Source organism: Streptomyces boninensis, assembly GCF_048572725.1.
GTDB classification, from domain to species: Bacteria; Actinomycetota; Actinomycetes; order Streptomycetales; family Streptomycetaceae; genus Streptomyces; species Streptomyces boninensis.
Genome location: NZ_CP183837.1, coordinates 8,850,092 through 8,873,235, shown reverse-complemented (window position 1 = coordinate 8,873,235; position 23,144 = coordinate 8,850,092). Strand labels below are relative to the sequence as shown.

Here is a 23,144-nt window from a genome sequence, read left to right as displayed (position 1 = left end):
GTTCAGCTCGCGCGCAGCACGACGGCGTACGGCTCGCCGTCCTGCCGCCCGATGAAGTCCGCCCGGCCGCCGGCCACCTCCACGACCCCGCTCAGCCCGCCCGCGATCACCGGCCAGCGGCCCGGCAGGAGGTCGAGGGTGATGGTGCGGGCGCCCGCGTCGACGACCGTCCGCGGCCAGGCGTGGGCGAGGCCGAAGGAGGCCATGGAGCGGACGTAGTGGTTGCCGCACTCGACCTCGTTGAAGGGGTTGCGGGCGCGGCCGGTGTAGCGGCCCCGTACGTCCTCGACCAGGTGCGCGGCCGTCTCCCGGTCGCCGTGCGCGGCGAGGGCGACGGCGGCGGTGTATTCGAGGCCCGTCCACACCTCGTTGCAGTACGGGAAGGGGCGGTCGGGGCGGCCGCCATGTGGGTAGGTGCAGTTGAGCAGCCCGTGTTCGTCGCCGAGCGCGTACGTACGCAGGTGGTTGAAGTGGGAGTGGAATTCCTCGCGGTGGTTGTGCCGCACGATGCTGCGCAGGGCGGCGGCGACGTTGCCCGTGTCGAGGCGGTCGTCGAGGCCGCAGAGCAGGGCGAGGGCGTGTCCGGCGAGCTGGTCGCTCATGCAGCCGGGGCCGATCTGCAGGTCGGGGTCGACGAGGTCGTCGGAGCCGACGTCGGGGTTGTCGCCTTCGTAGCGGATCCGCAGCCCCTCGGCGATCCGGGAGGCGTCGCCCGGCGGGAGCACCTGCTGGCCGTAGAACTCGCCGTTGAACAGCACCGCGTCGGTCTTCGCCGCCCCGCTGGCGAGGACGTCGGCGCAGGTCTTGGCGAAGCCGTCGTCGCCGACCGCGGCCGCCATCTCGGCGCAGGCGGCGAGCGCGGCGAGATACCAGGACTGATTGATGCCGCTCGGCCCGTAATACTCCACGTCCGAGGTGCTGTGCTGGCAGCCCTCCATCAGCCCGTCCCGGTCGGCGTCCCAGCCGTCCGGTATCCAGGCGAACTCCAGCGCCCGCCGGGCCCCTTCCCAGCGCGCGGCCAGCAGGTCGTCGCGGCCGGTCAGCCGCCAGGTGCGGTGCAGGCGTACCAGCGCGCCCATCTGCCCGTCGGCGGCGGCGATGCGCCAGCCGGTGCCCTCGGTGGCGAGCGGCAGCCCGGCGCGGAAGCTCATCAGCCCGCGCTCGTCGAGGGAGTGCACGAACTCGACCTCGCGCATCGTCCAGGCGAGGTCGGGGAAGAGCTGCTCCAGCGCGTACTGGTAGTTCCACACGTGCGTGCAGCTGCCGTGGCAGGAGCCGTGGTCGGTGTTGCCGCCCTCCCAGGCCAGGAAGGTGCCGTCGGCGATGCGGAAGCAGGTCGGGGACTTCAGGACGGCGGCGTTGGAGAGGACGGCGTCCTGGACGGCGGCGGGCAGGTCGCTGGAGGTGATCGTCTCGACGTAGGCGCGGGTGCGCTGTTCGTACGAGGCGAGCCTTGGCGCTGCCTGCCGTACGACATCGGCGGCGTCTTCGTACCGGGTGGCGTAGTGATTGCCGACGACCGGGCCGCCGTGGCCGTAGTCGGGGGCGGCGGCGTGGTGGTGGGTCCAGGCGCGGCGGTTGGGGAAGTGCCAGGCGATGAGGAAGGTGAAGTCCGCCTCGGCGCCGGGCGCGAGCGCCTTGGTGACGACGAGCGAGCCGGTGGGCACGCGGGCGCCCTCGTCGGGGTGGCCGAGCACGCCGTCCGTGCTGAAGTCGTCCCAGAAGTCGAGCAGCGAGTCGCCCCAGGAGCGGCGGGCCCAGGTGAGCCGGTGGCTGTCGACCGGGTCGCCGAGGGCGGCGAGGGCGAGGGTGCCGTACGACTCGGCGTCGGCGGGGACCTCGCTGGTGCCGCCGGCGAGCATGGTGAGCCCGTCCGCGCGCAGGAGCGCGAAGGAATTGCCCGCCGGAAGGGTGCCGTCGAGGCCGCGCCCGGCCACATGCTGGAGGTTGCCGCAGACGCTGACCTGCAGCGTCTCCGCGGAGGTGTTACGGATCCGGGTGCGGTGCACGAGCAGCGGCAGGCCGCTGGCGTCGGCGTCGCCGGGGATGAGCGGGTTGTACGCGGACACGGCCGCCGTGATCGGCAGCGCGGGGTCGCTGAGCAGCGCCTGCCCGAAGGGGTAGGCGGCGGCGAACTCGCCGTGGCGGAAGCGCGGCAGCCCGTGCAGCGCCGAGGGACTGCCGTGCGGGCCCGCGTACTCGTCCTCCAGCAAGGCCGCTTCGAGGACCCGGGTGGCGACCGTCCCGGACTCCCCCGCGACCCGTACGGCGAAGAACGAATCCGGGTCGAAGCCCTTGGCTGGCCGGTTGAACAGCTCCCAGTCCCGCAGCTGGCCGCGCCCGCCCAGGCTGATGCAGCCGGTGCCGATGCCGCCGACCGGCAGCGCGACTTGGGCGCGCTCCGCGCCTCGGTAGCGCCGCAGGACGGGCCAGTCTTCGTTTCCGGGTGCGTTCAAGGCCAACTCCTGCGTGGCGGGTGGGGTACCTGGCAAGAAATCGATTTCGCGCGATGCGGACTAGACCAGTCGTACGACATGGGGGAATCGACTACGGCTCAGGTCTGGCTTGGGGTGGATGCTCCCCCAGGGTTGCAATCGATTTCAAGACCTCGTCACGAACTGCTTCGTTCGTGACCTGTTCACCCCAGCCCGGCGAGCCCCTTGCCGAGGGTGGCGAGGCCGCCGGCGAGCGCGAGCATCAGCAGCAGCCGGCGGGCGGGCGCCTCCGGAATGCGCTTCTCGAGCCGCCGCCCGATCAAGCCACCGATGGCGACCCCCGCTCCGGCGAGCAGCCATGCGGGGGCGGCCAGCCGCGGCGGACCTTTGGTGAGGACGGAAAGGCCGTTGACGAGGAAGAGGAAGAAGAGCGAGTTGGGGAGGAACTGCTTGGCCGTCCAGCCGGCGTTGAGCGCCCAGAGGGATACGGCGGGGCCGCCGACGCCGGCGGTGGCGTTCATGAACCCGCTGACGGCGCCGGCGGTCACCGCACCCTTCCGGCCGTGCAGCGCGGATACGCGGGCGCCGCGGATCACCAGCAGCACGGCGACGGTGACCGCGGCGCCCATCCCGGTCAGCAGCAGCGGCGCGGGCAGGTGATGCGCCACCCAGGCGCCGGCCGGCACGGTGCAGGCCGCCGCAGCGGCGAGCGGCAGCATCGTCCGTACCTGCACCTCGCGCCACACGGCGAGCAGACTGAAGGCGCTCAGCACGGACGACGCGGAGTTGGACAGCGACACCCCGTCGAGCGGCCCGAGCAACATCACCAGCGGCGGCACACACACCAGCCCGATCCCGAGGCCCGCCACCCGCTGCACGAGCGCCCCGACGAGCAACAGCCCGGCGACGACGACCTCGACCCAGGTCACAGCAGCCCCGCGAGCTTGTACAGCACGAGTGACCCGGCGACGGCGACATTGAGGCTGCCGCCGCTGCCGACCATGGGGATCTCGACGGCCTCGTCGAGGAGGTCGAGGGCTTCGGGCGGGATGCCGTATTGCTCGTGGCCGAGGACCATGACCGTACGGCCGCGGGCGGCGGGCAGGTCGCCGAGGCGGGTGGCGTTTTCGGCGAGTTCGACGCCGATGATGCGGGTGGGGGCTTCGCCGTGCTCGCGCTCGCGCTCACGGCCGCGGTCGCGCTGTCGCTGCAGCCAGCCGGTCGGGTCGCCGGTCCAGTGGACGCAGGCGGGGCGGCGGAGGGTGTTCCCGCGGGCGAGGGCCTCGGGGACCCAGGGGAAGCGGGGGACGGTGAGGCAGGCGCCTACTGCGTCACAGGTGCGGAGGAGGGTGCCCAGGTTGGCGCCGTGGAGGGGCCAGAGGGGGGCGGCGTAGAGGTGGTCCCAGCAGGGGTGGGAGCGGGGGCGGCGGGTGCGGCGGATTTCGGCTGGGGTGCGGGTGCGGACGGCGAGGTCCGCGCGGGGTGCGCCGTGGCGGCCCCTCATGCGCGCGGGGAGGTGGCCTCCCGGGCACGGCGGGACTTCGTTGTATACGTCATACAGTCATCGTACGGGTGGGGGCGGCCCGTTGAAAGTGATATCGCCGCCCGCCTGGAAGACGTGGCCGCTGACCTGTGCGTTTCCCGCGACGATGTTGCGTACGGGCTGCGCGGGCGGGTGCTCGCGCGCCCAGGCCTCCAGCGCGCGCTGGAACTCCGGGTCGGCGGCGGCCCGTTCGGCGATGCGCTGGGCGAGGGTGCGTACGGCGGCGGGGTCGCCGGGGTCGACGATCTCGGCTTCGAGGGGCTCGGCCTCGACGGCGTCGGCTTCGCGGGCCTCGCCTTCGCGGACCTCCGCACCACCGCCCGCGCCCCGCCGGAACAGGCCGACGAGCGACTCCCACGCCCGCCTCCCGGCCTCGGTGGCGGCGCCTGAGGCGGCGGCGGTGACCAGGGGTGCGATGGCTGCCGGGTCCATGAGGGGAGGCTAGCGGGGCGGGTACGATCGCCGCCAGACCGTCCGGAGAGCTGGCGAATCGGTGGCGGTTCAGCGGAAATCGAGGTGGCGCATACCGGCCGAAAGTAGGATGGATGGTGGGTAGGAGCCGGGAGCCGGGAGCCGGGAGCCGGGAGCCGGGAGCCGGGAGCCGGGAGCCGGGAGCCGGGAGCCGGAAGGGCGGCTGGTGCGCGGCGGGTGCTGTTCGTTGTGCGTAACGCCGCCACGCTGCACCGCCTCCTCGACGTCCTCCCCGCCTTCGCGGGCGACCCGCGCATAACCCCGCTCTTCACCCTCGCCCCGGGCTCCGACTACGACACCGGAGTCCTCGCCCGCCTCGACCGCGAAGGCGCGCGCACCGTCCCGTGGCCACCAGCACGCAAGTCGTACGACCTCGCCATCTCGGCCAGCCGCAATGGCCCGTTGCACGAACTCGACGCCCCACTCGCCCTGCTCCCCCATGGCGCGGGCTTCAATAAGCGCGTGCCGGGCGCGGCGGACACCGCACGCAGCTGCGCCGCGCCCGACGCCCCGGCCCCCGTCCATGCCATCGCCCACCCCTACCAACGCCGCCACCTCCCCGCCGCATCCGCCGACCGCGCCCGCGTCGTGGGCGACCCCACGCTCGACCGGCTCCTGGCGTCACGCCACCGCCGCGACGCGTATCGCGACCGCTGGGCCACGGGCGGCCGCCGGCTGCTCGCGGTGACCTCCACCTGGGGCCCCGAGTCGCTGCTCACCCGCCGCCCGCACCTCCTGGAGCGGCTCCTCGCCGAGCTCCCCTACGACGGCTGGCAACTCGCCCTCATCGCCCACCCCAACTGGTACGCCGACCTCGGCCGCCTCGGCATGACCCGCCAGCTCCTCGTCGAACCGCTGCGCGCGGGGCTGGTGCTTCCCGATCCGTACGAGGAGTGGGGCGCGGCGCTGGTGGCGGCGGACGTGGTCGTGACGGACCACGGGTCGACCGCGCTGTACGCAGCCGCCCTGGGGCGGCCGTTGCTCGGGGCGTACGACGGCGGCGCCGAGCTGGTCCCGGACTCCCCGATGGCCGCGCTGCTGGCGACCGTGCCGCACCTGGAGGAGACGCGGCCGTACGTGCCGCAGCTGGCGGCGGGGGCCGCCGACCGTGCGGCGGGGGCCGCTGAGCGCGCGGCCATGGCCGCGTTTGCCGAGCGCGGGCGATCGCTGGAGCTGCTGCGCGGGTGGCTGTACGAGCTGTTGGACCTGCGCTCCCCGGCACCGGCCCCGCGCCCGGAGGTGCTGCCCCTCCCCCGCGCCGCAGCGGCGCAGGTCCCCGCATTCCGCGTGCCGACGGTGGTGTACGGGGCGACCGTCCGGCTCGCCCGCACGCCGGATCGCCCGGCGCCAGACGCCCTGGCGCCCGGCCCGCACGCCGGTCCCGGGGCAGTCCATGCCGCGCACCTCGCCGCCGAGGCAGACGTGGCAGCCGCAGGCGACGTGGACAGCGCCGAAGTCATCTTCCGGCGGCGGCGCGCGACGCGGCAGCCGGAGCCCCGGCAGGACACCGCGTGGCAGACGGGTGCATGGTGCGCGCACGCGCTCGACGCCCACCCCGGCTGCCGGACCGCGGCGGTCGTGCTGGACCGCGCCCGCGTGGTGCTGTGCCACGGTGGTGGCCCGCCGTTGGAGATACGGATCGAGCCCGAGGCAGCGCCGGCCACGGCACCGGTGCACTGGCCGGACCCGGCGGCGGCGCTGTCGGCCGTGCACGCCTGGCTCATGGCGGGAGGCGCCGCCCGCCCGCTCCCGGCGACGCTCCGGGCCGAGTTGGGTGGCGTGACCGTGCGCGTGCGGATAGCCGCGGCCGGTGCGGCGGCGCTTGCGGAGGAGATCTAAAGAAGCAGCGCGTGGGGCCGGTCTCAAGTGACTGCGTGGAGGCGGTCGTTGCGCACCGCTCGCCGCTCATCCCTCCCCGCTCAACCCCGCCCGCCCATAGATCTCCCGCGCCGCCCCCTCATACTCCGCCGCAGCCTCCTCCGCCCCCGACTCGCGCGCCAACCCCGCAAGCCGCCGCAGCACCAGCGCCTCGTCCGCCGCGTCGCCCCGGCCACCGGAGATCTCCAGCGCCAGCCCGTACAGCCGCCCGGCCTCCTCCGCATGTCCCTGACGCTGTCGCACCCGGCCCAGCTCCGCCGCCGTCCGCCCCGCCATGCGGTCCTTGCCCAGGCGCCGGGCGGCGGCGTGCGCCTGCTCGAGAAGCCCTGCCGCCCGGTCCATGTCCTCCTGCGCCAGCGCAACCTGACCCAGGTGGTGCCGCTGCAGCAGCACCCCGTACGCGTTCCCCAGCTCCTCATTCACCCGCAGCGACTCCGCAAAAAGCTCCCCCGCCGTCGCCGCCTCCCCCCGCGCCAGGAGCACCTTCCCCCGGAACTCCAGCGCCGACGCCGTCAGCCGCGCATGCCCGCTCGTCCGCGCCGCCGCCACCGCCCGCCGCATCAGCTCGTCCGCCTCGTCCAGCCGGCCGAGCTCCCACAGCGGGCGCGCCAGTTGGCTGCGCATGCGGACCTGGGCCGGGAGGTGTTCCGCGCGTTCGGCGTCCTTGACGCCGATACCAAAGGCCGTCTGCGCCGCCGCATGGTCGCGCTCGCTCATGTACGCCACCCACAGCGGCTCGCACAGCGCCCAGGCCTCGCCGACCAGGCCCGACTCGTGCGCCAGCCGTACGCATCCGTGCAGTGCCGCGCGCTCCGTCCGAAGCCACGCCCGCGCGCCGGCCTTGTCCGCGGACTCCACGGACTCCACGGACTCGCCGGCCTCCACGGACTCGCCGGACGCCGCGAACTCCGCGAACTCCACATCCGGCGCGTACTCCAGCCGCCCCACCGCCTCCGCCAGCCGCAGCCGGCTCGCCCCCTCCGCGCACCGGTCCGCCCGCTCGGCCTGGCGCCGGTACCAGCGCACCAGCCGCTCACACCCCGCCCGCGCCTCCCCTTCCGCGCCGTCCGCCCGCGCCCGCCGGTCCGCATGCCGGCGCAGCAGATCGTGCAGCGCATAGCGGTCGGGCTCCGGCGTCGTGAGCAGCAGACCCGCCCGTACGAGATCGTCCAGCGCATCATCCCCGGCATCGGGCCCACGGCCGAGCAGCGCCGTCGCGGCAGCCGCCGACACCTGCCGCGCCGGGTGCAGCGACAGCAGCCGGTAGAGCTCGGCCGCGGGCGGCGGCAGCTCGCGGTACGCCGCGTCCCACACCGCCTCCACCACCGGCACGCCCTCGGCGTTCAGCGTCCGTACGAGCCGGGCCACGGTCAGCCGCTGCCTGCTGCGCAGCCGGGTGCCCGCCACCCGTAACGCCATGGGCAAGCCCGCGCAGTAGCGGGAGAGTTCCGTCAGCGCGGCGGGGTCGGCGGCCAGCCTGCCTGGCCCCGCGAGCGCGCCCAGCAGCTCCGCCGCGTGGGCGTCCGCCAGCGGGTCGAGGGGTACGTGGTGGCCGCCGCCCCGGTCCGCCAGTTCGGGCAACCGGAAGTGGCTGGTCACGATCACCAGGCTCGCGGCGGAGGCGGGGAGCAGCTGCTCGACCGTGGCCGCCTGGTCCACGTCGTCGAGCACCACGATCAGCCGCTTGCCGTGGGTCAGCGTGCGGTACTGGCCGGCGCGGGCGGCAGGCGTTCCGGCGCGTACCGACGTCTCGCCCGTCAGCGCCGCGATCATCCTGCCGAGCGCGTCCGACACCGCCGGGCGCGCGCCGCCGTGCAGGAAGCCGAGGTTCTCGTGCAGCGTGCCGTCCGGATACTCCTGCTCCAGCCGGTGGCCCAGGCGGTGGGCCAGCGCGGTCTTGCCGATGCCGCTGGGGCCGGAGAGCACCAGCACCGCGGGGCGCTGGGTGCCCGCCGCGGCGTCGCGGGCGGCGAGCAGGGCCGCGAGTTCGGCGGCGCGGTCGACCAGGGCGGACTGCTCCGGGGGTAACTGCCGCGGGACCGGCGGCGGTGGGTGCTGGTGGATCACCTGGCCGATGTAGCCCGCCTGGAAGACATTGCCGATGATGTGCGCGTCGCCGCTGATCTCGTTACGGACGCCGCCCCCAGTCTCCTCCGTCACGCGCCAACTCTAGGGCGCTGCAGGGTCGTTGCGCACCGGCGCGACCCGGCGCCGGCTTCGCACGTGCTTGCCAACTCGGGAACACCTGTCCGACCTGCGATTTGGTGGATTCCGTGCGCCATCATGGCAGAGCGCAATGCCGTAGTGCGGGCTTTGTCAATTGCCCACTGCACATGAGGCGTTGGTGGCTAACGTGTGGCTCCGTCACTCGCTGCGAGGCGCACCCGTACACCGAGTCACCCGAGGACGCTGATGTCTCAGCCTTTCTCCCCGTTACGCCGTCAGATGCTGTGCGCCGCGGTCCTTCCGGCCGCCGTGGTGCTCCTCTGCGCGATAGCCGCCGTCTCGTTCACGCTGCGGTCGGCTGCCGAAACGCCCTCACGCGAGGCGTGGGCCGTGCTGGCCGGGGCCGTGGTCGCCGCCGCGCTGGCCATGGGCGGCGGCGCCACGGTCGCCGACCGGCAGGCCAGGGCCGTCGAGGACCGGCTCGCCGGCCTCCGCCGCACCGCTGAGCACAGCCAGGCGGAGCTGTACCGCATGGCGGAGCGGCTGCGCCGGGGCGACGGCGCCGCGGGCGGGGGCAGCGAGCAGAAGGTCGAGGTCTTCGTGAACCTCGCGCGCCGGCTGCAGTCGCTCGTCCACCGCGAGATCCAGTTGCTCGACGAGCTGGAGAACGAGGTGGAGGACCCCGAGCTGCTCAAGGGGCTGTTCCAGGTGGACCACCTCGCCACCCGGATCCGGCGGCATGCCGAGAACCTCGCCGTGCTCGGCGGGGCGATATCGCGGCGGCAGTGGTCCCATCCGGTCACGCTGACCGAGGTGCTGCGGTCCTCCATCGCCGAGGTCGAGCAGTACTCACGGGTCAAGCTGGTGCCGCCGACCGACAGCACGCTCCGCGGCCACGCCGTCGCCGACATCATCCATCTGCTCGCCGAACTCGTGGAGAACGCCTCGGTGTTCTCCGCCCCCGACACCCAGGTCCTGCTGCGCACCAGCCAGGTGACCGCCGGCCTCGCGATCGAGGTGGAGGACCGCGGCCTCGGCATGCCCGTCACCGAGCAGAACCACCTGAACAGCCTGCTCGCCGACCCCGATCAGGTCGACGTCGCGCGGCTGCTCTCGGACGGCCGGATCGGGCTCTTTGTCGTCTCCGCGCTGTCGCGGCGGCATGGGATCGCGGTGCGGCTGCAGACCAATATTTACGGGGGGATTCAGGCGGTCATCGTGCTGCCGCGGGGGCTGCTCGGGGATGACGCGCAGGGTGGAGTGCGGGGCGGAGTGCGGGGCGGAGTCCAGGGTGGTGCGCAGGTCGCGCCGCAGGTCACGCGGCAGGCCGACCCGCAGACCGTCCCGCACTCCGGTACGGCCGCCGCACCCGCCGCCCGTACCGCCGAGGCACCCGCGCTGACCCTGCACACCGCCACCCACACCGAGGTCGCCCACGTGCCGCGGCAGGCCTCGCCCGAAGCACCGCCTGCCCCCGCCGCAACCGCTCCCACCGCCGAGCATGCCGACTCCGCCGACCCCGACGACCGCCCCCAACTCCCCCAGCGCCGCGCCCAGCAGCACCTCGTCCCGCAGCTCCGCGACGCACCCGCGCCGCGCCATGCCCGCGGCCGCGGCGCCGATACGGATCCCGAAGCGGCCCACGACCCGGGCCTGATGGCCGCCTTCCAGTTCGGCATCGGCCGCGCTGAGACGAAGGGCGAGGACTCGGAGAACGGCGACTCCCCGCCCGCCCCCGGCGCCCAAGACCGCGCCCATGACCGCCCCCAGGACGCCGCCGAGTGACCCGCCCGCACACCCCCGTACCACCTCCAAGGAGTCGATCCCGCATGGCGAGCGAACTGCCGACCGGAAAGGTTTCCGACCTCGACTGGCTGCTCGGCGGCTTGGTGCAGCGCGTGCCGCACTCCCGCAGTGCGGTCCTGCTCTCGTCCGACGGGCTGGTCAAGTCGGTCCACGGGCTGGAGCAGGACAGCGCGGACCACCTGGCGGCGCTGGCCTCCGGCCTGTACTCGCTCGGCAGAAGCGCCGGCGCCCGGTTCGGCGACGGCGGTGATGTCCGCCAGGTGGTGGTCGAGCTGGCGCACACGCTGCTGTTCGTGTCCACGGCGGGCTCCGGCGCCTGCCTCGCCGTGCTCGCCGACCGCGAGGCGGACGCGGCCGTGCTCGGGTACGAGATGGGGATGCTGGTGAAGAGCGTGCGGCCGTACCTGGTCACGCCCGCGCGCCAGCCCGGCACGCCGACGGCGACGGGGCACTGAGCGTGGCGGCGCCGCAGGACGGGCCGTGGCTCGACGACGCGGCCGGCCGGCTGATCCGCCCGTACGCGGTGAGCAACGGCAGGACCAGGCCGACCGCCCCGCTCGACCTGCTCTCGCTGCTGGTGCCCACGGGCACGGCGCCCGCGGGCCAGCTCGGCCCCGAACACAACCAGGCCCTCGGCCTCTGCGACGCCGGCCCGACCTCGGTCGCCGAGATCGCGGCCCAGCTGCGACTCCCCGCCGTAGTGACCAAGGTGCTCCTGTCGGACCTCGTCGACTGGGGCGTGCTCACCGCCAGGGCACCCGCCTTCCATTACGCCCCCGCGGACCGGTCCCTGCTGGAGGAGGTGCTCGATGGTCTACGCCGACGGCTCTGAAGCGCCCCGCGGAGCACCCGACGGAGCCCCGGACGAAGCCCCCGCCCCCTTCCCCGAAGCCGTGAAGATCCTGGTCGCCGGCGGCTTCGGAGTCGGCAAGACCACCTTCGTCGGCGCCGTCAGCGAGATCGACCCGCTCTGCACCGAGGAGTTGCTCACCACCGTAAGCGCCGCCACCGACAATCTGGACGGCATCGCCGACAAGACCACTACCACCGTGGCCATGGACTTCGGCCGGCTCACCCTCGGCCAGCGGCACATCCTCTATCTCTTCGGCGCTCCCGGGCAGGAGCGGTTCTGGTTCATGTGGGACGAGCTGTCCGACGGGGCGCTGGGCGCCGTCGTGCTCGCCGATACCCGGCGGCTGCAGGACTGCTTCTCCGCGGTTGACTTCTTCGAGCGGCGCGGCATCCGGTTCGTCGTCGCGGTCAATGAATTCGACGGCGGCTTCCGTTACGAGCCGGCCGAGGTGCGGGCCGCCCTCGACCTGAAGTCCGAGGTCCCGGTGGTGCTGTGCGACGCGCGGCTGTGCAGCTCCGGCGTGCACACGCTGGTGGCCCTCGTCCAGCACCTGCTCAGCCACACCCCCATCCCGAGCTACGGAGGGACCCCATGACATACGACCCGACCGGGCATCTGCTGCTGACTCCCGTCGACACGGAGGCGCCGAGCCGCGTGCAGCGGCTGCGGCGGCTCGGCCTGGGCGAGCGGCCCGATCCGGCCTTCGACGCGTTCGCGGACCGGCTCGCGCAGGTGACCGGCGCGCCCTTCTCGATGGTCAACTTCATCGATGAGCACCGGCAGTTCTTCGCTGGCCTGCACACCCCGCAGGGCAGCCACGGGGGCACGGACGCCGGGGCGCAGGACGGCGGCGTGAGCCGCTACATGGACCGCGATCACGGATATTGCCCGCACGTCGTGGTGCGGCGGAAGGCGCTGGTCCTGGAGGACGTCTGCGACTATCCGCGGTTCGCCGGGAACCCGGTGGTCGACGAGATCGGCATCCGCTCGTATCTCGGCGCGCCGCTCATCGACCGTACGGGCATGGCGCTCGGCACGATCTGCGTGGTCGACACCGAGCCCCGCCCGTGGGGGCGGGCGGGGCTCGCGACGATCAAGTCGCTGGCGGCCGAGCTGATCGAGCAGATCCACCGGAGGGAGGACGGCGGCATCTGAGACCGCCGGCCTCAGCCGCTGACGAGACCGGAAAAGCGTTCCGACCAGCTGCCCTTGGCGGTGCCGAGCGCCACCTCCGCCAGCCGCAGCAGCTGGATGTCCGATGTGCCCGCGGGCGCGAAGATATGGTGCGCGTCCCGCAGAAAGCGCTCGATCGGCCGGTCCGTGAAGAGCCCCGCCGCCGCGTGGATCTCCATGGCGTTACGGGCCGAGTCCAGCGCCGACTCCACGTTCACCAGCTTCGCGTTCATCAGCTCCGCGTCGCAGGACGCGCCTTGGTCGAGCAGCCCCACCGCGTGGTAGGCCGCGAGCCGCGCGGTCATCACGCGTGACTGCATCTGGCCGAGCTTCAGCTTGATGTTGGCGAGCCCGTGCAGCGGCTTGCCGTAGCGGTGCCGCTCGGCGCAGAAGCGGGTGGTCTCCTCCAGGAGCGCCTGGTGGATGCCCAGCGAGACGGCGGTGAGGTTGGCGCGGCCGTACAGGACGCTGGAGGAGTACGCGACCGCGAGGCCGTCGCCCTCCTCTCCGAGGCGGTTGCCGACCGGGACCCGGCAGTCGTCGAAGCGCAGCTCGCCGAAGCTGAAGCCGTGCAGGCCCATCGTGGCCTGCTGCTCGCCGAGCGAGAAGCCGGGCCGGCCGGACTCGACGAGGAAGGCGGTGAGGCCCTTGGAGCCGGGCCCGGTGCGTACGACCACGCCGTGCAGGTCGCCGACGTGGCTGTTGCCGACGTACACCTTGCGGCCGTTGAGAACGTAGTCGTCCCCGTCCGGGGTCGCGGACGCCGTCATGCCGAGGACGTGCCCGCCGGACTCCGGCTCGGTGACCGCGATGGTCGGCAGGCAGTCGCCCGCGGCCACGGCGGGCAGCCAGGTCTTCTTCTGCACGTCGCTGCCGAAGTGCAGGATCTTGGCGACGCCGAGCTGCGACGCCTGCGCCATGGCCCCCATGGCGGCGCTCACCCGGGAGAGCTCCTCGACGATGATGGTCTTCGCGAGATGTCCCGCGGCCATGCCGCCGTGTTCCCTGCCGATGGTGACGCCGATCCATCCCTGCCGGGCGATGAGCCGCGACAGGTCGTGCTGCACGGCGCGGGCCGCCTCCATTTCCGGTATTCGCGGCCTGATGTGCCGTTCCGCGAATCCGCGCACGTGTGTGCGGAGTTGGTGGTGGCGCCGACTGATGACGTAGCCGTCCATCGCGAGCCTCCTGAACCTCCTCGGTGGCCCCGTCCCGACCGCCCCGGTCGGTCCACCTCCCGGGGATTCCCCTCGGCCACCCGCCCGTCACATGCCAACGGCAAAGAGATGACGACATATGGCGTAGCAGCGCGCGCGGGGGGCGCGTCAGCGCAGACTGGCGCCTCCCGCGGGCACCACCTGGACCCCACTGGTCGTACGGGCCACCACGAATGACTCGCCGCGGGCGGTCCGCGCGTCCAGCGGACAGCGGTGCTCCCCCGCGTCCAGCTGTTCGTCTAGCAGCGGCACGGTGCGGGTGCGGTAGAGGCGGTCCAGGCGGTACGCGGTGAGCTGGACCGCGGCCGGCTCCGCGAGCCGGAAGGTGACCTCGCCGCTCCGGGCGGTCAGGCCGGTGAGCCGGCGGTGGGTGGGCGGGGTGCGGTCGAGAGCCTGCTCGATCTGGGCCACCAGGACCGGGATAACCGGCGCCATGCCCGTCACGAAGGTGGTGTCCGCGTGCGCGGCGGCGAAGGCGGTCCGTACCGCCGTGCGCTGCGCCTCCGGCACCGCCCGGCCGAAGGCGACCGCGCCGTAGGTGCGCAGCTCGGCGGCGTCCGTGCCCGCGATGTCGGCGGTGATGTCCGCGCCGATGCCGACCTGGCGGAGCGCGGAGGCCAATCGATTCAGCACGGCGGCGCGCCTGCCGAGCAGCAGCACCCGGCGGCGCTCACTGGTGAGCGGCGCGGCCAGCACCCCCTCCAGCGCGGCCCGGTAGTCGGCGCCGCGGAAGCGGAACGGGCCGATCCCCGGATAGCCGTTGAGCCCGGGATCCGCCCGCTCATCCGTCTGCCAGACGAAGTCGCGCCATATGAAGTCGTCCCCGGACCGCTCCACCACCGCGGTCACCGCGCCGCAGGCCAGGTCCTCGCACTCGGGGCAGCCGTAGAGGAGCTGCCGGCCGCCGCCGACCGGCGGCGCGGGCGTGTCCTCCAGCAGGAGCCTGCGTACGTGCGCGGTGAAGATGGACGGGGCGACGTCGGCGGCGAGCGGCGAGACCGCGTCCACGTCGTCGAGGAGCTGCAGCAGCGGGCGGCCGTCTATGAGGTAGTCGAGGAAGTCGCGGTGCGACTGCAGCGCCCCGCGTGGCAGCACGCCGCCCGCGCGGATGGCGGGGGCCAGGGCGAATGTGACGTAGTCGACGGACCGGTCCGGATGTTCCGCGGCTGACATGCTCTGGAGTATTCCCGCAGACTGCTGCCCATGGAACATGAAGTGATCGTCATCGGCAGCGGCGTCATCGGCCTCACCACAGCGGTGCGGCTCGCGGAGTCCGGTCGGCGGGTGGCGGTGTGGACGCGCGACCCGGCCGAGCGGACCACGTCGGCAGTGTCGGGCGGCCTGTGGTGGCCGTACCGGATCGAGCCGATGGCGAAGGTGTCGGACTGGGCGCTGCGTTCGTACGACGTCTATGCGGAGCTCGCGGCGGCCGACCCGGCGGCGACCGGCGTGCGGATGGTGTCCGGCGTGCAGGCGGGGGTGCGCAGGAGCGAGCTGGGGGCGTGGGCGGACAAGTTCGACGGGGCCGAGCTGCGGGTGCTGGCGCCTGATGAGGTGCCGGCGGGGTACGACGCCGGGCTGCGGATGCATGTGCCGGTGATCGACATGCCGACGCATCTGCGGTATCTGCGCGGCCGGCTGGAAGCGGCCGGCGGCCGCGTCGAGCAGCGCGAGGTGCACGCGCTCGCGGAGGTCCCGGCCGCCACGGTCGTGCACTGCTCCGGGCTCGGGGCCCGCGAGCTGGCCGGGGACGAGACGATGCGGCCGCTGCAGGGCCAGCTGGTGCTGGTGGACGCGCCCGAGGTGACGGAGTGGTTCGTGGGCGCGGACTGGTCGGCGGCGGACACGATGTACGCGCTGCCGCAGCCTTACGGGCTGGTGCTCGGCGGCACAGCGCGGGACGGCGAGTGGGGGCTCGAGCCCGACCCGGCCGTCGCGCGCGCGATCGTCGAGCGATGCGCGGAGCGCGTTCCGGCGGTGCGCGACGCCCGCGTGCTCGACCACCGGGTGGGGCTGCGCCCGTGGCGGCCCAGCGTCCGGCTGGAGACCGAGCCGCTGCCCGGCGGCCGCCTGTGCGTGCACAACTACGGGCACGGCGGCGCCGGCGTCACGGTGGCGTGGGGCTGCGCGGAGGAGGCGGCCGGGCTGGTGCCCTGACCGCCTCGCCCGCTCTTGTACGGGTCAGACCTGGCTGATCTCTTACGGGTCAGACTTGGCTGAGCCCGCGGCGCAGCACCCGCAGCCGGTACTCCTTCCGGTCGAGCGGGTTGAGGCCCGTGCGCTGCCGGGTGGGCGGTGGCCCCGGCACCGGCGCGTAGTGGTCGAAGGCGGCGTCGAGCATGCCCTCGCCCCGGGTGAGGCCGGGGAGTTGCTGCTCCAGGGCGTGGACCTGGGCCGCCGGGATGTCGCCCTCGAGTTCGTACGCGCCGCCGCGGTCCGTGGTGGTCAGCGGCACCGCGCGGTGGCGGGCGAGGGCGGAGAGGACCGCGCCGAGGGTGTCGGCGGGGATCTCCAGGTGGAAGCGGTGCAGCGGCTCGTGCACCACCGTGCCCGCCCGCTGGAGCGCCGCCATCAGCACGAGCGGGGTCTGGTTGCGGAAGTCCCCGCCGGTGGACGACATGGCCTTGTCGAAGGTGGCGTGGGAGTGGCTCTGCCGCGGGTTGTAGCCGGAGTGCGTCATGGTGACGATCACGTCGGGCACCTCCCAGCCGTAGAGACCCTGGCGCAGCGTCGCGTACACGGTGTCCTCGACCGCCCGGAAGAAGGCGTACGGCATCGAGCCGAGCTCCACCTCCAGGCGGAAGTCCACGCCGCTGCCAGGCGGCGCCGGTTCGACCCGCAGCCCGACCGTGGCCAGGAACTGGCTCGTGTCGTCGTCCTCCTTGAACTCCACCGCCGCGCCCGTGCCCGCCGGGCGTTCGATGTTGATGGTGGTGGTCTCGCGGAAGCCGACGTCGAGGCCCAACTCGTCGGCGAGGGTGGCCTGGATGACCTCCTTCTGGACCTCTCCGTACAGCGACAGGGAGAGCTCCTGCCGGACGTCGTCCTGCCGCAGGTTGATCAGCGGGTCCTGCTCGGCAAGGAGGGTGAGGGCGGTGTGCAGGGGCACCTTGTCGGACGGGTCGGCCGGGACCACGACGGTCTCCAGCGTGGGCGGCGCGAAGTGGCCGCCGGCGCCCGGCTGTCCGGTCGCGTCGCCGATCGTGTCGCCGATGCGGATGCCGGGCAGGCCCGACAGCTTGGCGATGCGGCCGGCGGATACGCAGCGGCGCGGGTCGGTGCCGCCCTCGTCGAAGACGCTGATGGCGGTGACCTTGGCCTCATGGCCCACTCTTGCGGTGCCGAAGCGGACCACCTCGCGGGTGCGCAGCGTGCCCGCGCGCATCCGTACATACGCGACCTTCTCACCTGCCGGGCCGCGCTCCACCTTGAACACCTCACCCGCGGGCGGGCCTTCGGCGTCACTGACAGCCGCGGGCAGCAGCTCGCGGATGCCGCCGATCAGCTCCGGCAGGCCGGCGCCGGTGGCGGCGGAACCGTAATAGACCGGGTGCACCAGCGCCCGCCCGGTCTGCTCGGCGAGCGCGGCGCGCAGCCTTTCGTACGGGACGCCTTCGGCGTTGTGGACGTACGAGGCGAGCAGCGCGTCGTCGTGGTCGGCGAGCGCCTCGACCAGCCGGTCGGTGAACTCGGCCTGCCCGGGCCCGTACGCGCTGAAGTGCGCCTCGCGGGTGCCGAGCGCCGTGGCCGTGCCCATCGGGACGACCGCGGGTGAGAGGCGGTCGGTGATGCCGCGGAGGGTGGCGGCGTAGTCGGCGCCGCGGCGGTCGATCTTGTTGACGAAGATCAGGGTGGGGATGCGCAGGCGCTTGAGGGTACGCATCAGGACCCGGGTCTGCGCCTGCACGCCCTCGACGGCGGAGACGACGAGCACGACGCCGTCGAGCACGCTGAGCACTCGCTCCACCTCGGCGATGAAGTCGGGGTGGCCGGGGGTGTCGATGAGGTTGACGGTCAGGTCGTCGGCCGGTTGGGCGGCCAGTTCGTTGGCCAGGGTGAAGGAGACGACGGCGGACTTGATGGTGATGCCGCGGGCGCGCTCCAGCGCCAGGGAGTCGGTCTGCGTGCTGCCGTCGTCGACGCTGCCGGGGCGGTCGATGACGCCGGCGGCGTGCAGCAGCCGCTCGGTGAGGGTGGTCTTTCCGGCGTCTACATGCGCCAGGATTCCGAGGTTGAGCCCTTTGAACGGGTGCCGTGATTGCACGGAGTGTCATGTCCTTGGGGGTAGGCGACGTTTCCAGCTGAGGTGGACACGTGCGTTCCCCGCATGATCAACTCCTGGGTCGTTTCCTCGGACTGGTTCAGTGCAGCAGACGGGCGGCGGGCGGGCAACGGATTTTTGCCGCCCGCGACAGCGCCACCCGACGCCGCACCGATGAGCGCGATGGCGCACCACTGGAGGGACGACAGCTGCTCGCCCAGGATCACCAGTCCGGCGAGCCCGGCGGCTACGGGCTCGAGGCTCTGCAGCACCCCGACGACGCGGGGCGGCAGGCGGCGCAGGGCGGTGAGTTCGAGCGAGTACGGGAGCGCCGCCGACAGCAGCGCCACGGCGAGGCCGGCGGCGAGGGCGTGCGGCTGTACGAGCAGGGTGCCGCTCTGGGCGAGGCCGAAGGGGAGGCTGAGCAGCCCGGCCCACAGCACGGCGAGCGCGAGCGGCCCGCCGCCCTTGAGGCGGCTTCCCGTACGGGCGCTGAGCAGCAGGTAGCCGCCCATGGACACGGCGGAGCCGACGGCGAAGGCCAGGCCGGTGAGCGGCAGCGGTCCGCCGCCGGAGCCGGGGAGCAGGAAGCAGGCGAGGCCGGCGGCGGCCAGCAGGCCCCAGAGGGCGTCCGTGGCCCGGCGCGAGGTCAGCAGCGATACGGCCAGGGGGCCGGTGAGTTGGATACCCATGGCGACGCCCAGGGGCATGCGCTCCAGCGCGGGATAGATGAGGTTCATCCCGGCGATGGCGGTGCCGAGGGCGCCGATCAGCCACCGGTCCCGCCAGTCCGCGGGCAGCCGCGGCCGCCAGAGCGCGAGCAGCATGAGGGCAGCGAGCAGCAGCCGGAGCGTGACGGCTCCCAGGGGACCGCCGACCGTGTCGAAGAGCCCCTTGCCGAGCGCCTGCCCGGTCTGCACGCTGACGACGGCCCCGAGCACGAGCGCCGGGGCGGGCAGCTGCCGCCTCATCGCCCGCGCGCCGAGGGGTCGCGCCACGCCGCGTCACGGGTCGCCTGACACCGGCCGGCGACGACCAGCCGCGCCGGCTCAGCGGCGCTACCCGCCGCCTCGTGCCACACCCGCAGCAGCCCGCACACGCAGTGCGCGTACACGATCGTGCCGTCGGAGACGGGATGCCGGGACACGACGGTCTCCGCCTCGCCCGCGGGCCAGCCGCAGGAGGGACAGCTGCTGCGGCGGTGCCGCTCGAGTTCGGTCATGCACCCCATGCTGGGGACCCGCGACCGTGCGCGTCCATCACAAATTGCGGCACGTGACCGTACGATCTCATTGCATGGTTGACCTCGCTCTCCTGCAGACCTTTCGCGTGCTCCACGACCAGGGCACCGTCACCGCCGCCGCGCACGCCCTGAACCTCTCGCCCTCCGCCGTCTCCCACCAACTCCGCCAGCTCTCCCGCCAGGCCGGCGCGGAGCTGCTCGAGCCGGACGGCCGTCGCGTACGCCTGACGGCGGCGGGGCGCGCGCTGCTGCGGCACGCGGACCGGCTCTGCGCGCAGTGGGAAGAAGCGCGCGCCGAGGTGGCGCAGCAGGGCGCTGCCGGGCAGCGCACCGTGCGGTTCGGCGGCCTCGCCACCAGCATCGCCCCGCTGCTCGCGCCCGTCGCGGAGGAGCTGCGCGGCGGGGAGGCGCCGACGCACGTCACCGTCGAGGAGACGGACACCAGCCCCAGCTACCGCGACCTGCTCGCCGACCGCCTCGACATCGCGCTGGTGACCCCGGTGCCCGACAGCCCACCGGCCGACGACGCCCGCTTCCACCAGGAGCCGCTCCTGGACGACGTGCTCGACCTGGTCGTGCCCGCCCGGCATCGGCTAGCGGCGGCCGGCCCCGTCGACCTGGCCGAAACCGCCCACGAGGACTGGATCGCCCCGCACGGCGACCAGCGCCGCCTCACCCACGCGCTGTGCACCGCGGCCGGCTTCACCCCGCGCACACTCCACCAAGCCGACTACTGGCACGCGGTGCTGGCCCTCATCGACCACGGCCTCGGCGTCTGCCTGGTCCCGCGCCTGGTCGCCCTCGCCTCCTTTCCGCGACTGGTCCGCGTGCCCGTACGCACCGACCCGCCACCGGCCCGGCGCATCATCGCCTCCGCCCGCAAGGGCAGCGAGCGTCAGGAGGCCATCGCGGAGGGGCTACGCCTCCTCAGGGAGCGAGCCGCGGCGCTCACCATCAACAGCTCTCCACCGGCCGCCCATTGACGATGTGATAGGTAGCCCGCTCATCCAACAGCAGCGGTATCAACGCCCGCTGCTCCTGCCGCAGCGGCACCAGCGCCGATCCAGATGCCTCCCGGGACATCTGCACCCCATGCAGCTTCAGCTCGTCCCCGACCTCCTCCGCCTGCGCGGCATTCAGCGCGTACGCACACGGCGGGTCGGCTATCGTCTGCTCGCTCGTCGGCGGCTCATTGTCCGCCCCGCCCAGATACACCGGACCCGAGTCCGCCAGCCCGCGCGCCCGCGACGCCGCCGTGGCCTTCTCCAGCGCCCGCCGGTGGTCGCCGACATACCCGAACGCACCGCTCAACGCCGCCCGTTGCGCAGACACCCGCTGCCGGTTGAACGCCGCCGGGTCGCTCTTCTCATCATCCGTCAGCGGCGTCTGCCGGGTCTCCAGCAGCAGGCCCGCGGCGTGCTTCACGCCCGCCGTGTTCCGCAGGATGCGCTCCTGGCCGTCGCCGGCGACCTGTTTCACCGGGTCGCCGGTGACCGGGTCGGTCCAGATCCCGTACACGCCGCTGGTGAAGCCCACCTTCTCGACCTTGGGCCTGATGTACGCCTCCGACAGGGTCTTGGCCTCGCCGTGGACGGCGTCCGCGACGTTGAGGTTGCGCGGCCACAGGGACAGCACGTCCTTCACGTAATACGGCGGCTCGGCGCCGAACTCGTGCAGGTCGTAGATGATGTCCGGCTTGTGGTCGCGGATGACCGCGGCCATCGCACGGCCCTCGTTCGTGGCGAGGGCTATGTGGTCGCGGTTGATGTCCACCCCGTCCGCGTTCCCCCGGGTGTCGGCTACGCGGCCGTCGGGGTTGGCGGTCGGGATGACCAGGACCGTGGTCCGCGCGAGGAAGCTGCGGGTGCGGTGGTCCTTGGCGAGCGCGAGGTCGCGCACCGCCGACAGGCAGGCCTCGCGGCCCGAGGGCTCATCGCCATGCTGCGAGCAGGTCAGCAGCATGACATTGGCATGCTGCCGGCCGATCGTGACCAGCCGCAGCGGCCGGTCCTGCCGGGTGGTGCCGATCTCCTCGACGGCTATCCGGTCGCTGCGCTGCACGAGCTTCCCGAGGAACTCCGCCTCCTCTTCCTGCGTGGTCCACCGCGCGCCGCCGGACTCCTCGAATCCGGTACGCGGCTGGGCCGACGCATACGCCGGTGCGCTCGCGACCGGAAACGCGAGCGCCACGGCGATGGCGAACAGGGCGAAGGCGATGGTGCGTGGTCGCCGGAGCAACGGCAGCACGGGCGCTCCTCCTCAGACTTGGCAGCGATTGGTGGTGAGAAGGTAGCGCAGGGTGACGCCGTGACGACAGAGCCTGTGGAAAACGTGCTCAGCCCGTCAGGAAGGCCGGTTCCCCACCGGAATCTCAATGCTGATCGGCCGCGCCTCCGACAAGAACAGCAGCGCCGCCTTCCGCAGGAACTCATCGAACGTCCAGTACACATCCGACGCCCCAGGCAGCGGCAGCAGCCCCTCCCGTATCGCGACGAACGGCTTCCAGCTCACCCGCAGCAGCGGATCCCACAGCGGCTCCCGCTCAATATGCAGCCACTGCGCGATCTTGTCCCCGAGCATGTAGCGCGTGAAAGCCCCCAGTACATCCTCCCCGACCAGCCCCCCATCCACCTCGGAGCCCAGATTCAGCAGGATGTCGGCGAGCTTGATCCCCTCCTCCGTAGGCGCCAGCACCGGATCCAGCACCTGCTTCCCCTGCGCCTCCGCCTCGTCCCAAGACGCCGGGATGTACTCGTCCTTGACCCCGAGCAGATGCGCCCCCAGCTGCCACGAGTGCAGGAATGCCGCCGACTCGTCCGCCGGTATCGGCACCTTCCACTCCCGCAGCTTGCGCATCACGGTCGTCGGCAGGCTGTGCCAGGTGACCATGATGTCGCGCTGGCTGATCGGGATCTCCTCGTCGGCGACCTTGTCCCAGGCCGGCGACTGGGGCAGCAGATGCCGTACGGCAGCGTGCACCAGCCGCGTCTTCACGGCCGTCACGACCATCTCGCCGTCCGGCTGATACGCGTTCCGGGAGCCGATGTCGTACCCGAGCTTCGCGGTCTTGGAGATGCGGTCCTTCATGTCCGCACCACCCTTGGAGTAGTAGACCGCCCGCGCCTCCTTGGGGATGACCGTGCTCATCATCCCGCTGGCCAGCCCGTACAGCACTCCGAGGTACAGCCCGCGCTTCTCGTTGAAGTCGACCGCCTTCGCCAGCTTGCCCTGGTCCACCCAGGAGGGCATCTTGCGCGCCTCCTCCATGAAGTCGCGCAGTTCGGCGGGCAGTCCGTCCGGCAGTGCCTGGCCGTTCTTCTTCCAGGTCCGCAGCAGCGAGTTCACCTTGGGCACCTCGCCGCGGTCGAGCAGCCCCGCGACCAGCTGGTCGGCCTCCGGGTCCCACACCCACCGCGGGTCCGCCCCCGCCCCCGCACCGGCCACCGACCCCTTGGGCGACCACGTCCACGGCGTACGGGCGTACGCCGGCGCTGCGGCCGACACCGCGCCGATCGCTCCCAACGCCCCGCCCGCCATTAACAGCTTGCGTCTGCTCGGATTCTCCATGTGCGGTACACCTCCAGATACGGTGAAACACATCTCGCGTCCGCGTACCAAGCTCACATCTTCTTCGCGCCCGTCCTGATCGCCTCCCGGATCCGGCTGTACGTGCCGCACCGGCAGATGTTGCGGATCCCGTCGAGATCCGCGTCCGTGATCTCACGCCCCTCCGCGGTTACCCGCTTCACCAGGTCGACGGCCGCCATGATCTGACCCGGCTGGCAGTAGCCGCACTGCACGACGTCGTGGTCGAGCCAGGCCTGCTGCATGGGGTGCAGTTCCTCGTCGACCGTGTCGGCGAGGCCCTCGATGGTGGTGACCTCGTCGCCCGGGTCGAGCGCCGATACGGGGACCGAGCAGGGGCGCACGGCGCGGCCGTTCACATGGCTGGTGCACGCCTTACAGACGTTGATGCCGCAGCCGTACTTCGGTCCGGTGATCCCGAGGATGTCGCGCAGCACCCACAGCAGGCGCACGTCGTCGGCGACGTCGACGGTGACCTGCTCGCCGTTGACGCGGAAGGTGTGCTCAGGCACG

The 23,144-nt window shown here is 73.0% G+C and carries 21 protein-coding genes; 8 read left to right on the top strand and 13 right to left on the bottom strand.

Annotated elements, in window-relative coordinates:
• Positions 1 to 2: 2 nt before the first annotated feature.
• The 4 genes from ACNNMR_RS39975 to ACNNMR_RS39960 form a co-directional block, all read right to left on the bottom strand.
• Positions 3 to 2,456: a GH116 family glycosyl-hydrolase gene (locus ACNNMR_RS39975; protein WP_419999633.1), complete on the bottom strand. Its 2,454-nt coding sequence runs from the start codon at positions 2,454 to 2,456 to the stop codon at positions 3 to 5.
• Positions 2,457 to 2,638: 182 nt separating this feature from the next.
• Positions 2,639 to 3,364 (bottom strand): TSUP family transporter, encoded by a 726-nt coding sequence (locus ACNNMR_RS39970; protein WP_419999632.1) that lies wholly within the window; start codon positions 3,362 to 3,364, stop codon positions 2,639 to 2,641.
• Entirely contained in the window at positions 3,361 to 3,939 is a 579-nt protein-coding gene (locus ACNNMR_RS39965; protein WP_419999631.1) for a TrmH family RNA methyltransferase, read from the bottom strand. The genes ACNNMR_RS39970 and ACNNMR_RS39965 overlap by 4 nt, the downstream gene beginning before the upstream one ends.
• A 57-nt stretch (positions 3,940 to 3,996) precedes the next feature.
• Positions 3,997 to 4,410, bottom strand: a complete 414-nt coding sequence (locus tag ACNNMR_RS39960; RefSeq protein WP_419999630.1) for a hypothetical protein — start codon at positions 4,408 to 4,410, stop codon at positions 3,997 to 3,999.
• 216 nt (positions 4,411 to 4,626) lie between these two features.
• On the opposite strand from ACNNMR_RS39960, the gene ACNNMR_RS39955 reads away from it, so the two are divergent.
• A complete protein-coding gene (locus ACNNMR_RS39955) occupies positions 4,627 to 6,288 on the top strand; it encodes a translation initiation factor 2 (RefSeq protein ID WP_419999629.1) in 1,662 nt (553 codons plus the stop codon).
• A gap of 66 nt (positions 6,289 to 6,354) precedes the next feature.
• On the opposite strand, the gene ACNNMR_RS39950 is transcribed toward ACNNMR_RS39955, so the two are convergent.
• Entirely contained in the window at positions 6,355 to 8,487 is a 2,133-nt protein-coding gene (locus tag ACNNMR_RS39950; RefSeq protein WP_419999628.1) for an NB-ARC domain-containing protein, read from the bottom strand.
• A gap of 195 nt (positions 8,488 to 8,682) precedes the next feature.
• On the opposite strand from ACNNMR_RS39950, the gene ACNNMR_RS39945 reads away from it, so the two are divergent.
• Genes ACNNMR_RS39945 through ACNNMR_RS39925 form a run of 5 tightly spaced genes read left to right on the top strand, consistent with a single transcriptional unit; the run spans position 8,683 to position 12,307 of the window.
• Positions 8,683 to 10,278 carry a sensor histidine kinase gene (locus ACNNMR_RS39945; protein ID WP_419999627.1) on the top strand — a complete coding sequence of 532 codons (1,596 nt, stop codon included), beginning with the start codon at positions 8,683 to 8,685 and terminating at the stop codon, positions 10,276 to 10,278.
• A gap of 44 nt (positions 10,279 to 10,322) precedes the next feature.
• Entirely contained in the window at positions 10,323 to 10,754 is a 432-nt protein-coding gene (locus tag ACNNMR_RS39940) for a roadblock/LC7 domain-containing protein (protein ID WP_419999626.1), read from the top strand.
• Between the two features lie 2 nt (positions 10,755 to 10,756).
• Positions 10,757 to 11,131, top strand: a complete 375-nt coding sequence (locus tag ACNNMR_RS39935; RefSeq protein ID WP_419999625.1) for a DUF742 domain-containing protein — start codon at positions 10,757 to 10,759, stop codon at positions 11,129 to 11,131.
• A complete protein-coding gene (locus ACNNMR_RS39930) occupies positions 11,109 to 11,747 on the top strand; it encodes a GTP-binding protein (RefSeq protein ID WP_419999624.1) in 639 nt (212 codons plus the stop codon). The genes ACNNMR_RS39935 and ACNNMR_RS39930 overlap by 23 nt, the downstream gene beginning before the upstream one ends.
• Complete coding sequence (locus ACNNMR_RS39925; protein ID WP_419999623.1) at positions 11,744 to 12,307, top strand: GAF domain-containing protein; 564 nt, start codon at positions 11,744 to 11,746, stop codon at positions 12,305 to 12,307. Before ACNNMR_RS39930 ends, ACNNMR_RS39925 begins: the two co-directional genes overlap by 4 nt.
• A gap of 11 nt (positions 12,308 to 12,318) precedes the next feature.
• Here ACNNMR_RS39925 and ACNNMR_RS39920 read toward each other — a convergent pair whose 3' ends face one another.
• Together ACNNMR_RS39920 and ACNNMR_RS39915 are read right to left on the bottom strand one after the other, a co-directional pair.
• Complete coding sequence (locus ACNNMR_RS39920) at positions 12,319 to 13,503, bottom strand: acyl-CoA dehydrogenase family protein (RefSeq protein WP_419999622.1); 1,185 nt, start codon at positions 13,501 to 13,503, stop codon at positions 12,319 to 12,321.
• A 147-nt stretch (positions 13,504 to 13,650) separates the two neighbouring features.
• Entirely contained in the window at positions 13,651 to 14,715 is a 1,065-nt protein-coding gene (locus ACNNMR_RS39915; protein ID WP_419999621.1) for an oxidoreductase, read from the bottom strand.
• Between the two features lie 30 nt (positions 14,716 to 14,745).
• On the opposite strand from ACNNMR_RS39915, the gene ACNNMR_RS39910 reads away from it, so the two are divergent.
• Positions 14,746 to 15,699 carry an FAD-dependent oxidoreductase gene (locus tag ACNNMR_RS39910; protein WP_419999620.1) on the top strand — a complete coding sequence of 318 codons (954 nt, stop codon included), beginning with the start codon at positions 14,746 to 14,748 and terminating at the stop codon, positions 15,697 to 15,699.
• Between the two features lie 49 nt (positions 15,700 to 15,748).
• Here the strand turns inward: ACNNMR_RS39910 and ACNNMR_RS39905 are convergent, their stop codons facing one another.
• Genes ACNNMR_RS39905 through ACNNMR_RS39895 form a run of 3 tightly spaced genes read right to left on the bottom strand, consistent with a single transcriptional unit; the run spans position 15,749 to position 19,025 of the window.
• Complete coding sequence (locus ACNNMR_RS39905) at positions 15,749 to 17,806, bottom strand: GTP-binding protein (RefSeq protein WP_419999619.1); 2,058 nt, start codon at positions 17,804 to 17,806, stop codon at positions 15,749 to 15,751.
• Positions 17,752 to 18,801 (bottom strand): EamA family transporter, encoded by a 1,050-nt coding sequence (locus tag ACNNMR_RS39900; protein ID WP_419999618.1) that lies wholly within the window; start codon positions 18,799 to 18,801, stop codon positions 17,752 to 17,754. Before ACNNMR_RS39900 ends, ACNNMR_RS39905 begins: the two co-directional genes overlap by 55 nt.
• Positions 18,771 to 19,025 carry a hypothetical protein gene (locus ACNNMR_RS39895; RefSeq protein WP_419999617.1) on the bottom strand — a complete coding sequence of 85 codons (255 nt, stop codon included), beginning with the start codon at positions 19,023 to 19,025 and terminating at the stop codon, positions 18,771 to 18,773. Before ACNNMR_RS39895 ends, ACNNMR_RS39900 begins: the two co-directional genes overlap by 31 nt.
• A 74-nt stretch (positions 19,026 to 19,099) precedes the next feature.
• Between ACNNMR_RS39895 and ACNNMR_RS39890 the strand changes: the two genes are divergently transcribed.
• Positions 19,100 to 20,029, top strand: a complete 930-nt coding sequence (locus ACNNMR_RS39890) for a LysR family transcriptional regulator (protein WP_419999616.1) — start codon at positions 19,100 to 19,102, stop codon at positions 20,027 to 20,029.
• Here the strand turns inward: ACNNMR_RS39890 and ACNNMR_RS39885 are convergent.
• The 3 genes from ACNNMR_RS39885 to ACNNMR_RS39875 form a co-directional block, all read right to left on the bottom strand.
• Positions 20,001 to 21,284, bottom strand: coding sequence for a M14 family metallopeptidase (locus ACNNMR_RS39885; protein WP_420000637.1), 1,284 nt, complete (start codon positions 21,282 to 21,284; stop codon positions 20,001 to 20,003). The two genes, ACNNMR_RS39890 and ACNNMR_RS39885, sit on opposite strands and share 29 nt — an antisense overlap.
• 105 nt (positions 21,285 to 21,389) lie before the next feature.
• The gene (locus ACNNMR_RS39880; RefSeq protein ID WP_419999615.1) at positions 21,390 to 22,613 is read right to left on the bottom strand and encodes an oxygenase MpaB family protein; all 1,224 of its coding nucleotides are present in this window, start codon (positions 22,611 to 22,613) and stop codon (positions 21,390 to 21,392) included.
• A gap of 53 nt (positions 22,614 to 22,666) precedes the next feature.
• Positions 22,667 to 23,143: a (2Fe-2S)-binding protein gene (locus tag ACNNMR_RS39875; RefSeq protein WP_419999614.1), complete on the bottom strand. Its 477-nt coding sequence runs from the start codon at positions 23,141 to 23,143 to the stop codon at positions 22,667 to 22,669.
• Between the last annotated feature and the right edge of the window lies 1 nt (position 23,144).

Coding starts and splice junctions, on each gene's coding strand:
- ACNNMR_RS39965 (WP_419999631.1), bottom strand. CDS start 3,939: ATGAGGGGCCGCCACGGCGCACCCCGCGCGGACCTCGCCGTCCGCACC.
- ACNNMR_RS39915 (WP_419999621.1), bottom strand. CDS start 14,715: ATGTCAGCCGCGGAACATCCGGACCGGTCCGTCGACTACGTCACATTC.
- ACNNMR_RS39920 (WP_419999622.1), bottom strand. CDS start 13,503: ATGGACGGCTACGTCATCAGTCGGCGCCACCACCAACTCCGCACACAC.
- ACNNMR_RS39890 (WP_419999616.1), top strand. CDS start 19,100: ATGGTTGACCTCGCTCTCCTGCAGACCTTTCGCGTGCTCCACGACCAG.
- ACNNMR_RS39910 (WP_419999620.1), top strand. CDS start 14,746: ATGGAACATGAAGTGATCGTCATCGGCAGCGGCGTCATCGGCCTCACC.
- ACNNMR_RS39930 (WP_419999624.1), top strand. CDS start 11,109: ATGGTCTACGCCGACGGCTCTGAAGCGCCCCGCGGAGCACCCGACGGA.
- ACNNMR_RS39895 (WP_419999617.1), bottom strand. CDS start 19,025: ATGACCGAACTCGAGCGGCACCGCCGCAGCAGCTGTCCCTCCTGCGGC.
- ACNNMR_RS39940 (WP_419999626.1), top strand. CDS start 10,323: ATGGCGAGCGAACTGCCGACCGGAAAGGTTTCCGACCTCGACTGGCTG.
- ACNNMR_RS39960 (WP_419999630.1), bottom strand. CDS start 4,410: ATGGACCCGGCAGCCATCGCACCCCTGGTCACCGCCGCCGCCTCAGGC.
- ACNNMR_RS39880 (WP_419999615.1), bottom strand. CDS start 22,613: ATGGAGAATCCGAGCAGACGCAAGCTGTTAATGGCGGGCGGGGCGTTG.
- ACNNMR_RS39925 (WP_419999623.1), top strand. CDS start 11,744: ATGACATACGACCCGACCGGGCATCTGCTGCTGACTCCCGTCGACACG.